The sequence below is a fragment of the Gammaproteobacteria bacterium genome, from assembly GCA_015709635.1.
Classification (GTDB): Bacteria; Pseudomonadota; Gammaproteobacteria; order Burkholderiales; family Nitrosomonadaceae; genus Nitrosomonas.
This window is the reverse complement of the sequence record CP054180.1, coordinates 1990010-2002704: the sequence shown is the minus strand read 5'-3', so window position 1 is coordinate 2002704 and position 12695 is coordinate 1990010. Positions and strand designations below refer to the sequence as shown.

The window sequence follows — 12695 nt, the reverse complement described above, 5'->3', positions numbered from 1 at the left end:
TTGCTGATTGATATTTCATTTCTGTTGGGTGTAGTATAAAATTTAAAATGAGGGAAAGAGTGAAAAATGAGTATTAAGAGACTGTAGAGAAACAGTCGAAGTGAACGATGTTGCCATTAAGTTGATCGAAATAGGCAGTGTGCAGGGAGTTGTTTTTATATATCGGCTTGCGTCTGAGTAAGCCTCTAAAGGATGATATTTATATGATTTCTGATTTTTTAACATTGATATCGGGTGTGATTGATATGCCATGGTGGGGGTACGTTGTCGTCACCTTGGTTTTAACACATATCACCATTGCATCCATCACAATTTATCTTCATCGCCATTCAGCGCACAGAGCGTTGGAATTGCATCCGATACCCAGCCATTTTTTTCGCTTCTGGCTGTGGTTAACGACTGGAATGGTTACCAAACAATGGACGGCAGTTCATCGCAAGCACCATGCGAAATGTGAAACGAAAGACGATCCGCATAGCCCGGTCATTTATGGTATTAAGAAAGTTTTAACCGAAGGCTCGGAGCTGTACAGAATGGAAGCGAAGAATCAGGAGACTTTAAAAAGATACGGTTACGGTACACCTGATGATTGGATCGAGCGCAATGTTTATACCAAGCACAGTGCCAAAGGTGTTGCGCTGATGTTGATTATTAATGTGATTTTGTTTGGTCCCATTGGATTAACGATATGGGCGGTGCAAATGATGTGGGCGCCAATTTTTGCAGCAGGTGTTATCAATGGCGTTGGTCATTATTTTGGCTATCGTAATTTCCGTGCAGAAGATGCCAGTACCAATATTGTTCCATGGGGTATTTTAATCGGCGGTGAGGAGCTGCATAACAATCATCATGCTTATGCGACGTCCGCACGATTATCGAACAAATGGTATGAGTTCGATATCGGCTGGTTATATATTCGTACCCTGGAAATACTGGGGCTTGCGAAAGTTAAGAAAATTGCGCCGAAGCTGCGTCTTAATAAAGCAAAAACGCAGTGTGATTCGGATACATTGCAAGCTGTTATTTCTCATCGCTATGAGGTTCTAGCTAAGTATACGAAATCGTTGAAGATGACTTTTGCAAATGAAATGGTTCATTTGAAAGAAGTAGCGGCGCAATACGGCGTGGATAACACCACTTTGAAGCGCTGGATTTTAGCGGATTCTAAAACACTGCAGGAACATGAGCGTGAAAAGCTCAGTCACGTGTTGAGCAATGCCAAAACGCTGGACAAGGTTTATACCATGCGCGAAGAGCTGGCCGAAATCTGGCAGCGTTCTACGGCATCAACGGAAGAATTGGTTAAACAATTGGAAGACTGGTGCCGTCGTGCTGAAGAGAGCGGAATCGAAGTGTTAAGAATTTTTTCACAGCGATTACGCTGTTATGCGTAGCCAAAAAGTGTCAATAAAAAACCCGCCGCGGCGGGTTTTTTATTGACGTTATAAATAGTAGGTAATTTATTTAAGCTTTGTTTCTTTGTACTTAACGTGCTTTCTTGCAACAGGATCAAATTTCATTATTTCTAGTTTCTCAGGCTTTGCACGTTTATTTTTAGTGGTTGTATAAAAATGCCCTGTACCTGCTGAGGATTCAAGTTTTATTTTTTCACGCATAATGCTAACTCCTTAACTAACCTTTGGTGAGTTTCTTAGATATCTTTACCTTCAGCACGCAATTTTGCCAATACCGCATCGATACCATTTTTATCAATAGTGCGCAATGCGGCATTCGTTAATCGTAAGCTAATCCAGCGATTCTCGCTCTCAACCCAAAACCGGCGGCGTTGCAGATTTGGTAGGAAACGTCTTTTGGTTTTGTTGTTTGCGTGAGAAACATTATGACCTGACATTGGTTTTTTGCCAGTTACTTCACATACTCGTGCCATGTTAGCGCACTCCAAAATTCTTAAAAGCGGCGATTATATCCTGATTTGGGCTGTTTACTCAAATTAAATCATTCTCAGCAAATGAGAAAGCAGTACCATTACCCACAATAAAGTGATCCAGCACTTTGACATCGATTATAGTCAATGCCTGTTTTAAGGATTGCGTCAATACTTTGTCGGCATGACTGGGTTCTGCGACACCGGAGGGATGATTATGCGCGAAGATAATTGCAGCGGCATTATGATATAACGCACGTTTAACAACTTCACGAGGGTAAACACTGGTTTGTGTCAGCGTGCCGCTGAATAATTCTTCAGTAGCGATGGTGTGATTCTTGGTGTCTAGAAAAATACCGATAAATACTTCATGCTGCTTGTTTGTCAGAGTTAAACGCAGAAAATCCCGGACCAGATCGGGAGAATTCATTGCGTTACCGCTTTTCAGTTCTTCGCTCAGTGTGCGGCGTGCCATTTCCAGAACGGCTTGCAGTTGCGCATATTTTGCACTGCCCATTCCCGGTATTTGGCAGAAACTGGTTTGACTGGCTGCAAATATATTGGCCAAGCTGCCAAAATGTGAAAGTAGCTCCCGCGCTAAATCGACAGCACTTTTTCCTGTAATTCCGGTACGCAGAAAAATAGCCAGAAGCTCGGTGTCTGAAAGAGCATTCACGCCTTTTTGTAATAATTTTTCACGCGGCCGTTCGGATACCGGCCAATTTGTAATTGCCATAAACGCTAGAAGAATGCTGGGTGATGTAAAATGAAATGCATTGTCGCTATGCTAACGACTGATAGCGGCACGTCGTGTGATTGTGTTAAGTAGAATCGGTAAGTAAGTTACACACGTGCATTATTGAATCTTAGGTACAGTACGTCGATTGGATTGGGTTTATTTGGAATTCTTCTTATCTTATGATGATTTCTCGGGTATCGGCTGAATCTAAAAAGCGCTTGCTGCTGGGTGTAACCGGCGGTGTGGCTGCTTATAAAGCTGCGGAATTGGCGCGTCTATTAGTGCAGGATGGCATGGATGTGCATACGGTGATGACGCAAGCCGCCTGTCGCTTTGTGGGACCGGTGACTTTTCAATCGTTGACCGGTCATGCTGTTTATACCGATTTGTGGGGTGCCAACGCCATTCAAAACATGGCGCATATCAATCTGTCCCGCAGCGCCGACATGATTCTGGTAGCGCCAGCCAGTGCCGATTTTATCGCTAAGCTGGCGCATGGTAGCGCGGATGATTTGCTGACGACGGTGTGCTTGGCGCGCGATTGCCCGCTGATGATAGCGCCCGCGATGAACCGGCAAATGTGGGAGAATCCGGCGACGCAGCGCAATATATCCTTGTTGCGGCAAGACGGCATAAAAATAATCGGCCCGGATAGTGGTGAACAAGCGTGCGGTGAAGTCGGGATGGGGCGCATGCTGGAAGCTGCCGAATTGGCGCAAGCGGTACAAGCTGCTGTCCATGCCACTGCGCTACTACAGGATAAAAATGTGTTAATAACCGCGGGACCCACGTTCGAGGCGATTGATGCGGTGCGTGGCATCACCAACCGCAGTTCCGGGAAAATGGGCTATGCCGTTGCCCGGGCGGCGGCAGAAGCGGGAGCGGTGGTAACGCTCATTTCCGGCCCGGTTTGTTTGGCACCGCCTGCCGTTGATAAATTTATCCCGGTGGTAAGTGCAGAAGATATGTTGCGTGCCGTGCAGGCTGAGATAGCGCAAACCGATATTTTTATCAGTGTCGCTGCCGTTGCGGATTATCGTGTGGAAAATGCCAGTCAGCAAAAGATCAAGAAATCTGCCAGCAACCTAGTACTCGAATTAGTTCCTAATCCAGATATTTTAAAGACAGTATCAAACCTGTCCAAGCCGCCTTTCTGTGTCGGTTTCGCGGCGGAAACGGAGAATCTCGAAAAGAATGCAGCCATGAAACGGCGCAAAAAGAACATCCCGCTGCTGGTTGCCAATTTAGCGCAGGATACAATCGGTTTTGATAAAAGCGAGTTGATATTGTTCGATGATACCGGCCAGCATATTCTTCCTAAAGCTTCTAAAATGGAGCAAGCGCGGCACTTGATAAAACACATCGATTTACTCTACCGAAAACAAAGCAAAAAGAATGAAAAAAATTGATATTAAAATTCTTGATGAGCGCTTGCGCGAGCAGCTTCCTGCTTATGCCACGCCGGGATCGGCCGGTTTGGATTTACGCGCTTGTATCGAACAGCCGCTGACGATCAATCCGGGGGAAACTCATCTTATTCCTTCCGGTATTGCGGTGCATCTTGCCGATACCGGATTGGCCGCATTGGTGTTGCCGCGTTCGGGGCTTGGCCATAAGCATGGGATTGTATTGGGCAATCTGGTCGGATTGATCGATTCGGATTATCAAGGCCAGATTCTCGTTTCCTGCTGGAACCGGGGGCAGACAGTGTTTCATTTGAACCCGCTGGAGCGCATTGCGCAGTTGGTCATTGTTCCCGTGATTCAGGTTGAGTTCAATCCGGTGGATAATTTTGACCAGAGTCACCGCGGCGAGGATGGCTTTGGCAGCACCGGCAAGCATTGATGCACAGGTTTGCGCTCATAGTAGCGGTATTGCTAGCGGCGCATGCCGATGCACATGCAACGGAAATCCCTATGATTCCGTTGGAAATATCCGGTCATACGATGAGCGTTGAAGTTGCGCACACGCAATTATCCCGCTCGCAAGGGCTGATGTATCGGGAGTCACTGGAAGAAAATAGTGGCATGCTGTTCGTTTTTCCCAGCAGTGGCTACTACAGTATGTGGATGAAAAATACCTATATTCCGCTCAGTGTGGCTTTTATCGATGTGCGTGGTGTCATTCTGAATATTGCCGACATGCAACCAGAGACCCTGACGTCGCACGATGCTGCGGGAGTGGCGAAATATGCGCTGGAAATGAACAAGGGGTGGTTTGCGGCAAGAAAGATAACGGCAGGCGCCCAAGTTACCGGATTGGAACGAGCACCCGCTGCTGATTGATAAGCTAAGGAAATGCTGATTAATTGACTATACGAGCGAATCACTTCGTTGCGCGGTACTCGCTTCCTCGCCTATCTTATTGATATGTCTAGGTTGCTGTGTTCCGTGCGCCTCGTGCTTCATCTCGTCCGCCGAATTAATCAGCGTTTCCCTAATGCATGCGCGGCATCATACCTTTGAGTCCGCGCATCATTTTGGCCATCCCACCCTTATTCATCATCTTCATCATTTTTTGGGCTTGCTCAAATTGTGACAGCAGGCGATTGACCTCTTGCACGGTAACACCTGCACCCGCCGCGATACGGCGCTTGCGCGAAGCCTTGAGAATTTCCGGTTTGGCGCGTTCCTGTTGAGTCATGGAATTGATAATGCCGACAGTGCGGTGAATTATTTTGTCATCCACTTTAACATTTTGCGCTGCCTGGCTGAATTGCGCCGGCAGTTTATCCATCAATGCGCTCATGCCACCCATCTTGTGCATTTGCTGAAATTGCGCTTTGAAATCATTCAAGTCAAATGACTTGCCTGACTTCATTTTCTTCATCAGTTTTTCAGCTTCTTCCTGATCGGCATTGCGTTGCGCTTCTTCAATCAACCCCAGCACGTCACCCATACCGAGAATACGCGACGCCATCCGGTCCGGATGGAAGATCTCGAGTCCGGTTAATTTTTCCGCCACACCGGCGAATTTGATCGGTTTGCCGGTGATATGCTTGACCGATAACGCAGCACCGCCGCGTGCATCGCCGTCGAGCTTGGTAAGGATGACGCCTGTCAGCGGCAATGCATCGGAAAACGCCTTGGCGGTATTGACGGCATCCTGCCCTTGCATCGCATCCACGACAAACAGGGTTTCGATCGGTTTCAACAGCGCTTCGAGCTCGCTGATTTCCTGCATCATGGCTTCGTCGATACCCAATCGTCCGGCGGTGTCGACGATCATGACTTCGTGATGATGCCTGCGCGCAAAGTCCAATGCGGCTGCGCCGATTTCACCGGGTTTCTGACCATCCTGGACGGGGAAGAAATCAGCACCGGTTTGCTGGGCCAGCAGTTCCAGCTGGTGAATCGCGGCCGGGCGGTAGATATCGCAAGATACCAACAGCACTTTCTTTTTCTTGTTCTCCATAAGCCACTTGGCCAGCTTACCGCTGCTCGTGGTTTTACCGGCACCCTGCAATCCCGCCATGAGAATGACGGCAGGCGGCACGGTTGCGAGATTGATCTCAGCTTTATCGCCGCCCATAATGGCGATCAATTCCTGGTAAACTACGCCAACCAAGGCTTGTCCCGGGGTAAGGCTGCCCAATACTTCGTGGCCTATGGCTTTTTCTTTGATGCGGGCAATGAAATCCTTGACGACCGGTAAGGCGACATCAGCCTCCAGCAGCGCCAGGCGAATTTCACGCAAAGCATCCTGAATGTTGCTTTCGGTAAGCCTGGCTTCGCCGCGCAATGTTTTAATGACACCGCTCAGCCGGCTGGTCAGATTATCGAACATACTTAAAACCTCATAGAAATAAATGGATCGCGAACAGTGCGAGTATTCATGTTTAACAAATTCCGGGAGAATGCTTTGAATTTATTAACGTGCCATGTAGACTTAACAGTTATTTCAGTCTTCTAAAAATTTGCACTGTCAATGATCAGCATTTTAACTTATTCAGCGGCTTTTTTGCTTTATATACTGATTGGTTGGTATTTCTGGCGCAATACCTGGAATCAATCGGCATTGCAGGAGAGCCAGCGCAGCCAGGTCATGATGATTTGGATGCATTATGCGATGCTCATCCCTTTGTCATTACATGCCATGACACTGTATCAATCGATGTTTGCCGGCGCTGGATTGAGTTTCGGGTTGAGCAATGCAATCTCGGTTATTGTTTGGCTGACCGCTTTTATTTACTGGTTTTCCGGTTTCTTCAAACGCTTGCAAGGACTGCAAACGCTGGTTGCGCCGGTGGCCGCCGCGTCCGCGATTGCAGTATTATTGCCGCTATTTTTTCCCTCGCTGCGCGTGCTGGAAAATACCGAACTGCCTGCATTTAAAGCGCATTTGCTGGTTGCCATGATGGCCTACAGTTTACTGACAATCGCGGCGTTACACGCCTTGCTGATGACCGTAGTGGAACGCCAATTGCATCATCCGGCGACACGTTCGGTGTTGACGAACTTGCCGCCGTTGCTGGCGATGGAGAAACTGCTGTTTCATATCATCTGGGTGGGATTTATTTTACTGACGCTGACGCTCTTAAGCGGTGTGGTGTTTTCAAAAGAGGTTTTCGGTCAGCCTGTGACTTTTTCTCACAAAACGTTGTTTGGTTTTATCTCCTGGGGTGTATTCGCGGCACTGCTTGCCGGAAGGCAGTTTTATGGCTGGCGCGGGCGGATTGCAATCCGCTGGACGCTGGCGGGATTTGTTGCTTTGTTGCTGGCCTATATCGGCAGCAAGTTTGTGCTGGAGATTGTATTGAATCGTTATTAACGAAGCTATTGTGCGAGAAGGGTTGGAGCTCGTCTACTTAGTAGGTGAACACCGAAAATAGTATCAACCTTTTGTCCGGCTGATTTTTGCGACTTCCCGAAGGTGTCTCAGGCTGCGCATGACGTGTGCCAGATGATGCCGGTTGTTGACTTGCAGAATGAAGCGCATGTGCATGAAGTCATCTTCGCTTTGCATCGCGATATCGTCAATATTGGATTCGGCTTTGGCTATTTCAGCGGCAACGCGTGCCAGTACGCCTTGTTTGTTCGCTGTCGTTACCTTGATACCGGCTTCGAATGTGCGCGTAATGTCTTTACCCCAGGTGACATCCAGGTAATTTTCCGGATTTTTCTGGTTGCCGGTGACGTTGGCACAATCGTGCGTATGAATGATCAATCCGGAATCTTTCTTGATCACGCCAATAATGGCATCGCCGGGAATAGGGCGGCAGCATTTGGCAAACTGCACGGTAATTCCTTCAGTACCCAATATGGTAATCGGCCCCGCTTTTTGTTCCTGAGTGACAGATTCGGAAGGCGAAGCTAGGCGTTTGGCCACGACCGCCGGCAGCTGTTTACCGAGTGCCATTTCGGCAAGCAATTCTTCTTTGGATTTGACGCCGCTGTCACGCACTAATTTTTCCCACTGCGCTTCGGTGATCGCGTCCGGATTCATGTTAAAAGACAGCAGCGACTGATTCAACATGCGTTCGCCCAATTTAACCGATTCGTCGTATTGAATGGTTTTGAGGAAGTGACGGATATGCGAGCGCGCTCTTCCGGTTGCAACATAACTGAGCCAAGCCGGATTGGGCTTGGCGTACGGTGCAGTGACGATCTCAACCCGGTCGCCGCTTTTCAATTTGGTACGCAACGGCGCATTTTCACTGTTAATTTTTGCGGCGACACAGCAATTGCCGACATCGGAATGCACGGCATAAGCAAAATCGACCGCGGTTGAACCTCTTGGCAATGTGAGAATTTTTCCTTGCGGCGTGAAAACGAAAACATCGCCTGGAAACAAATCAATTTTAAGATGCTCCAGAAATTCCAGGGAGTCGGTCGAGTCGCTCAGGGTTTCCAGTAAGCTCTGCAGCCATTGGCTGGTTTTCAAGCGTAAATCATTAAAGTCGCCATCTGAGCTTTTATAAAGCCAATGCGACGCGACGCCGTTCTCGGCGATCCGGTGCATGCTGGCGGTGCGGATTTGTATTTCGATCGGTATGCCGAAAGGACCCAGCAAAGTGCTGTGCAGCGATTGATAACCGTTGGTTTTCGGGATTGCTATGTAGTCCTTGAATTTGCCGGGAATGGGTTTGTACAGGCTATGTAGCATGCCCAATGCGATATAACAGGAAGGGATATCCTTGACAATCACGCGAAAACCGTAAATATCAAGAACCTCGGAAAATGACAGATGCTTTTCCACCATTTTCGTATAAATGCTGTATAAATGCTTTTCCCGTCCGGTGACATCAGCTTCCAGTCCCGCTTCCTTTAATTTCAGGTTGATGGCTTCAAGAATCTTTCCCACCACTTCGCGCCGGTTGCCACGCGCCGCTTTTGTGGCTTTTTGTAGAACCCGGTAGCGCAAGGGATAAGAATACCGGAAACCCAGTTCTTGCAGTTCCTGATAAATATTGTTGAGGCCCAGCCGATGGGCGATCGGCGCATAAATTTCCAGGGTCTCCCGGGCAATGCGGCGCTGTTTTTCCGGCAGCATAGCTTCGAGTGTTTGCATATTATGCAATCGATCCGCCAGCTTGATGAGGATAACGCGCACATCGCGCGCCATGGCCAATAGCATCTTGCGAAAATTCTCAGCCTGCGCTTCTTCTTGCGTCTGGAATTCGATTTTGGTCAGCTTGGAAACACCGTCGACCAATTCCGCCACAGGCTCACCGAATCGCTCGCTGATTTCCGCTTTGGAGATATCCGTGTCTTCGACGACATCATGCAATAAGGCGGCCATCAACGTGGGAGCATCGAGATGGAGCTTACTGAGAATTCTGGCTACCGCGACCGGATGCGAAATATAGGGTTCGCCGGATTTGCGGAACTGGCCGGAATGCGCGCCCTGGCCGAAAGAATAAGCAATTCTCAGTTGCGCGAGGTCTTCCGGCTTAAGGTATTGCGATGTTTCGGAGAATAGAAGTTCTGTTTCTGGCATGGCATTCGATAAGTCTTATCTTTGCCAGCCAAATCATATATTGCTTATTTTTATGTTTTAGCTTGGGTCGGCAACCGGTTACGGAAGTATCCGCAATCATGGCCTTGGCTGGCGGCGTATATCTCGATAAAGAGATGGTGGTTCAAGACAATCTGGTGCAGACGTTGTATCACATGTTTTTAGGATTCAGGATATCCACGCCCACTTTACCTTGTGAGATTTCACGCAGCGCAATGACAGTTGCTTTGTCGCGTCCGGGGTCTACCAACGGAGCGGACCCAATCGCCAGCTGTCTGGCGCGTGTCGTTGCAGCCAATGTCATGTCGAATCGATTAGGTATTCTTTTTAAACAATCGTCAACGGTAATTCGTGCCATCGTATTTATTCCTGTTGTGAATTATGGGCAGATTTTACAACAAAAAGATAAAAAATGATGCCGCTATCTGGATAGAGATCCACTATGACAATTCAGTGATGAGCGCATGATGCTTTATTATTTGGCGTTCTTTTTTTAAGCGTTCGGCTTTAATGATGCAAATTAAATCATTCAGTGCTTCATCGAGCTGATTATTGATAATAATATAGTCGAACTCCGCAATATGACTGATTTCTTCCCGTGCCGCCGCAAGCCTCTTTTGGATAACGTCAAGGTCGTCCTGCGCGCGTGTTTTTAAGCGTGTCGCCAGTATATCGGCAGAGGGAGGCAGGATAAAAATACTGACTGCCTGAGGAAAAATTTGTTGTATTTGCTTCGCACCCTGACAGTCGATTTCAAGCAGAATATCCTGCCCTGATGACATGGCTTGATTGATCCATTGTTGCGAGGTGCCGTAAAAGTTTCCATAAACTTCGGCGCTTTCCACGAATTCGCCGTTCAGCAGCATGCGCTGGAATGTTTCTTTATCCACAAAATGGTAATCACAGCCATGGGCTTCTCCCGTACGCGGTGGACGTGTCGTATGTGAGATCGATAAGCTGAGATTTAAATCCGATTGTAGTAATGCCCTGACCAGGCTGGTTTTTCCCGCTCCGGATGGTGCGCTGATGATAAATAAGCAGCCTGTCGTTTGCGTCATGCTTTACCTGTTATGTATGCCATCATTATTTTATCGTGAGTTGAAAGCTGTCAATGCTTGACCTTTTAACGTCCGAATCAAGCGGATTTCTTCCGGAGTTATGCCTTCCGGTGCTTCCGATTGACGATCCGCATAGAATAAGCCGATAGGCTTATCGTTTGTCACCAGGGGTAACACCATAAAGCTGCATACATCAGGAAACAGGCTTTTATGCCATTGCGGTATTAGTTTGCGGATTTTCGGTGTGCTAGCATCGGAAATCAGCAGGTCCACATTTTTCTCCATGGCAAGATGAAAGACATCGGTGGACGATGCCATCGGGAAATTAAGAATTTTTTTATATTCCATATTGTTTTCTCCCAGGGAGCCTCGTGCACGGTATTGATTCATTTTGGAATCCCTGAGAAAGAGTGTAATGAAACGAAAACCCAGGCTATTATAATAAGTTTCCAGGATCAGCATGATTAAACTATCCAATTTATAATTACCCGGCGCCATAATTTCGCTGACATCCTGCACACCGGCTAATAGTAATGCCGGTGCATTAAATGGCTTGCCGCTGGGATAGCGCTGTATGATCTGCGTATCTTCGATTTCATCGTCATCGATAATCAATTCACTCAATAAGTTTTCATCAATGGGAATAGTGAATTCCGTATGTGCCGAATCCATGCTGATTCTTTTGCTGTTATCGGCGTCCAGCAAGTTTGCATTGATCAGCAGGGAGCGCGTTTCCGTCTTGGCATCCATGATTAGCTGATCCAATTTGGATTTATCCAGATTGAGTGCTTTGCCGAAGCGTGTGAGCAGCTTGTTCTTAAGCTCCGGGTCTTCCAGTGTGTCAGCCTCTACGATCAGGGGTGCAGCCTTCTCGCTAAATTCCGCTACTTGCTGCATCCACTCCTGCCGGCTTCTGGCAATACCTAAATTCCCGAAAGGCCTGCTTCTAAGCCCTTGAATGATGCTGCTCGGGATACTCCATTTCTCCAATACAGTCTCAGTCAAGGTATCGAGATTAAAGCCCAGTACTTGCAGGGATGCCTGTACCGGCGTATGCGTGCCTTGCGCAATGAGCGCAATCATTTCCTGATAAAGATCATGATCGTAAGCCGCGAGCAATAAGCGTCCAAGATTCTTGAACAAAGCTGCAATTGCAGTTTCTTCCGCATCGATAAAATTGCTGATTTTAACGAGTTCCCGGCTGATCGTACTGGCTGCAAACGCGTGAATTAATTCGGTACGCACAAGCTCGGCGCGCTTTCCGGACATGCCGTCCACCAGCAGCATGGCTAATGCGCATGTTTTGACGGAGTTAAAGCCCAGCAGAAAAATAGCCTTGGTGATATTGGCGTTGATTTTGTTGGATGTAGTTTTGCAGGCAACAGAATTGGATAAGCGCAGAATTTTTTGTGTGAGTGAAACATCCGACAGCACGTAGTATGCCAATTGCTGAATGGATTGATCGTCTGACGACGATAATTGAATGATGCGCGCAATGGAACTGCCGAGAGCGGGAAGATCGGGATCATGAGCAGCGGCTTCGATCAAACGGTCTTTGATCGTTTTTGTGCAGTGGCTTTTTACGATCGTGGAGTTTGAAGAGCTGGATGAGTTTTTCGGAGTATGGTTTTGCTGAATTGATCCCATCTTAAGTTTCTTTCATGAAAAATGGCCACGTGATTGGCGCAAAATAATTTCAGTATGTAGCTTGGTTTTTTCTTCTGAATGCCAGAGGCTCAGCAGAAATAATGTTTTTTATTAGCGGCATAATTAAAGGTCAGTTAATGACAGGGTTAAAGAATGTTGTGCTTTCTTGAAACAATCTGAACGATTCTTTCTGTCGAGCGAAAAAAGTAACCGGGTTGGGTTGTTGCGTAACGATATTGAAGGCCCGGCGACTTGTGCGTGCGGATGATGGCAATTCCAACAGCGATTCAGCAGTGTTTCGAGTGTTTCAGAAATGTTCCAGAATGCAACTTGTTGACGATATGCTTGCCGGAGATTCGCGAGGTGGTGTATGAATTTTCAGTTCCGGCACAAGGTTGTTTCGGTCTTT

General features: G+C 47.5%; 13 protein-coding genes. 5 read left to right on the top strand and 8 right to left on the bottom strand.

The features are described 5' to 3' along the window. The first annotated feature begins 203 nt into the window (after window positions 1–203). A complete protein-coding gene (locus HRU78_09475; GenBank protein QOJ23847.1) occupies window positions 204–1394 on the top strand; it encodes a fatty acid desaturase in 1191 nt (396 codons plus the stop codon). Between the two features lie 66 nt (window positions 1395–1460). Here the strand turns inward: HRU78_09475 and rpmG are convergent, their stop codons facing one another. Genes rpmG through radC form a run of 3 tightly spaced genes read right to left on the bottom strand, consistent with a single transcriptional unit; the run spans window position 1461 to window position 2621 of the window. Then, window positions 1461–1616, bottom strand: coding sequence for a 50S ribosomal protein L33 (gene rpmG, locus HRU78_09470; protein QOJ23846.1), 156 nt, complete (start codon window positions 1614–1616; stop codon window positions 1461–1463). Between the two features lie 35 nt (window positions 1617–1651). Beyond that, entirely contained in the window at window positions 1652–1888 is a 237-nt protein-coding gene (gene rpmB / locus HRU78_09465; protein QOJ23845.1) for a 50S ribosomal protein L28, read from the bottom strand. 58 nt (window positions 1889–1946) lie between these two features. Further along, a complete protein-coding gene (gene radC, locus HRU78_09460) occupies window positions 1947–2621 on the bottom strand; it encodes a DNA repair protein RadC (GenBank protein ID QOJ23844.1) in 675 nt (224 codons plus the stop codon). Between the two features lie 185 nt (window positions 2622–2806). Here radC and coaBC point away from each other — a divergent pair, with 185 nt between their 5' ends. Genes coaBC through HRU78_09445 form a run of 3 tightly spaced genes read left to right on the top strand, consistent with a single transcriptional unit; the run spans window position 2807 to window position 4909 of the window. Beyond that, a complete protein-coding gene (coaBC, locus tag HRU78_09455) occupies window positions 2807–4033 on the top strand; it encodes a bifunctional phosphopantothenoylcysteine decarboxylase/phosphopantothenate--cysteine ligase CoaBC (protein ID QOJ25000.1) in 1227 nt (408 codons plus the stop codon). Further along, complete coding sequence (dut, locus tag HRU78_09450; protein QOJ23843.1) at window positions 4020–4469, top strand: dUTP diphosphatase; 450 nt, start codon at window positions 4020–4022, stop codon at window positions 4467–4469. The genes coaBC and dut overlap by 14 nt, the downstream gene beginning before the upstream one ends. After that, complete coding sequence (locus HRU78_09445) at window positions 4469–4909, top strand: DUF192 domain-containing protein (protein ID QOJ23842.1); 441 nt, start codon at window positions 4469–4471, stop codon at window positions 4907–4909. Before dut ends, HRU78_09445 begins: the two co-directional genes overlap by 1 nt. Window positions 4910–5060: 151 nt before the next feature. On the opposite strand, the gene ffh is transcribed toward HRU78_09445, so the two are convergent. Beyond that, window positions 5061–6410, bottom strand: a complete 1350-nt coding sequence (ffh, locus tag HRU78_09440) for a signal recognition particle protein (GenBank protein ID QOJ23841.1) — start codon at window positions 6408–6410, stop codon at window positions 5061–5063. A gap of 141 nt (window positions 6411–6551) precedes the next feature. Here ffh and ccsA point away from each other — a divergent pair, with 141 nt between their 5' ends. After that, complete coding sequence (gene ccsA, locus HRU78_09435; protein ID QOJ23840.1) at window positions 6552–7394, top strand: cytochrome c biogenesis protein CcsA; 843 nt, start codon at window positions 6552–6554, stop codon at window positions 7392–7394. 63 nt (window positions 7395–7457) lie between these two features. Here ccsA and HRU78_09430 read toward each other — a convergent pair whose 3' ends face one another. The 4 genes from HRU78_09430 to HRU78_09415 all read right to left on the bottom strand — a co-directional run bounded on the left by HRU78_09430 (window position 7458) and on the right by HRU78_09415 (window position 12286). Then, a complete protein-coding gene (locus tag HRU78_09430) occupies window positions 7458–9563 on the bottom strand; it encodes a bifunctional (p)ppGpp synthetase/guanosine-3',5'-bis(diphosphate) 3'-pyrophosphohydrolase (protein ID QOJ23839.1) in 2106 nt (701 codons plus the stop codon). Window positions 9564–9732: 169 nt separating this feature from the next. Next, window positions 9733–9939: a DNA-directed RNA polymerase subunit omega gene (locus HRU78_09425; protein QOJ23838.1), complete on the bottom strand. Its 207-nt coding sequence runs from the start codon at window positions 9937–9939 to the stop codon at window positions 9733–9735. Between the two features lie 82 nt (window positions 9940–10021). Next, entirely contained in the window at window positions 10022–10639 is a 618-nt protein-coding gene (gmk, locus tag HRU78_09420; protein ID QOJ23837.1) for a guanylate kinase, read from the bottom strand. A gap of 30 nt (window positions 10640–10669) precedes the next feature. Continuing rightward, the gene (locus HRU78_09415; GenBank protein ID QOJ23836.1) at window positions 10670–12286 is read right to left on the bottom strand and encodes an HDOD domain-containing protein; all 1617 of its coding nucleotides are present in this window, start codon (window positions 12284–12286) and stop codon (window positions 10670–10672) included. Window positions 12287–12695 lie beyond the last annotated feature (409 nt).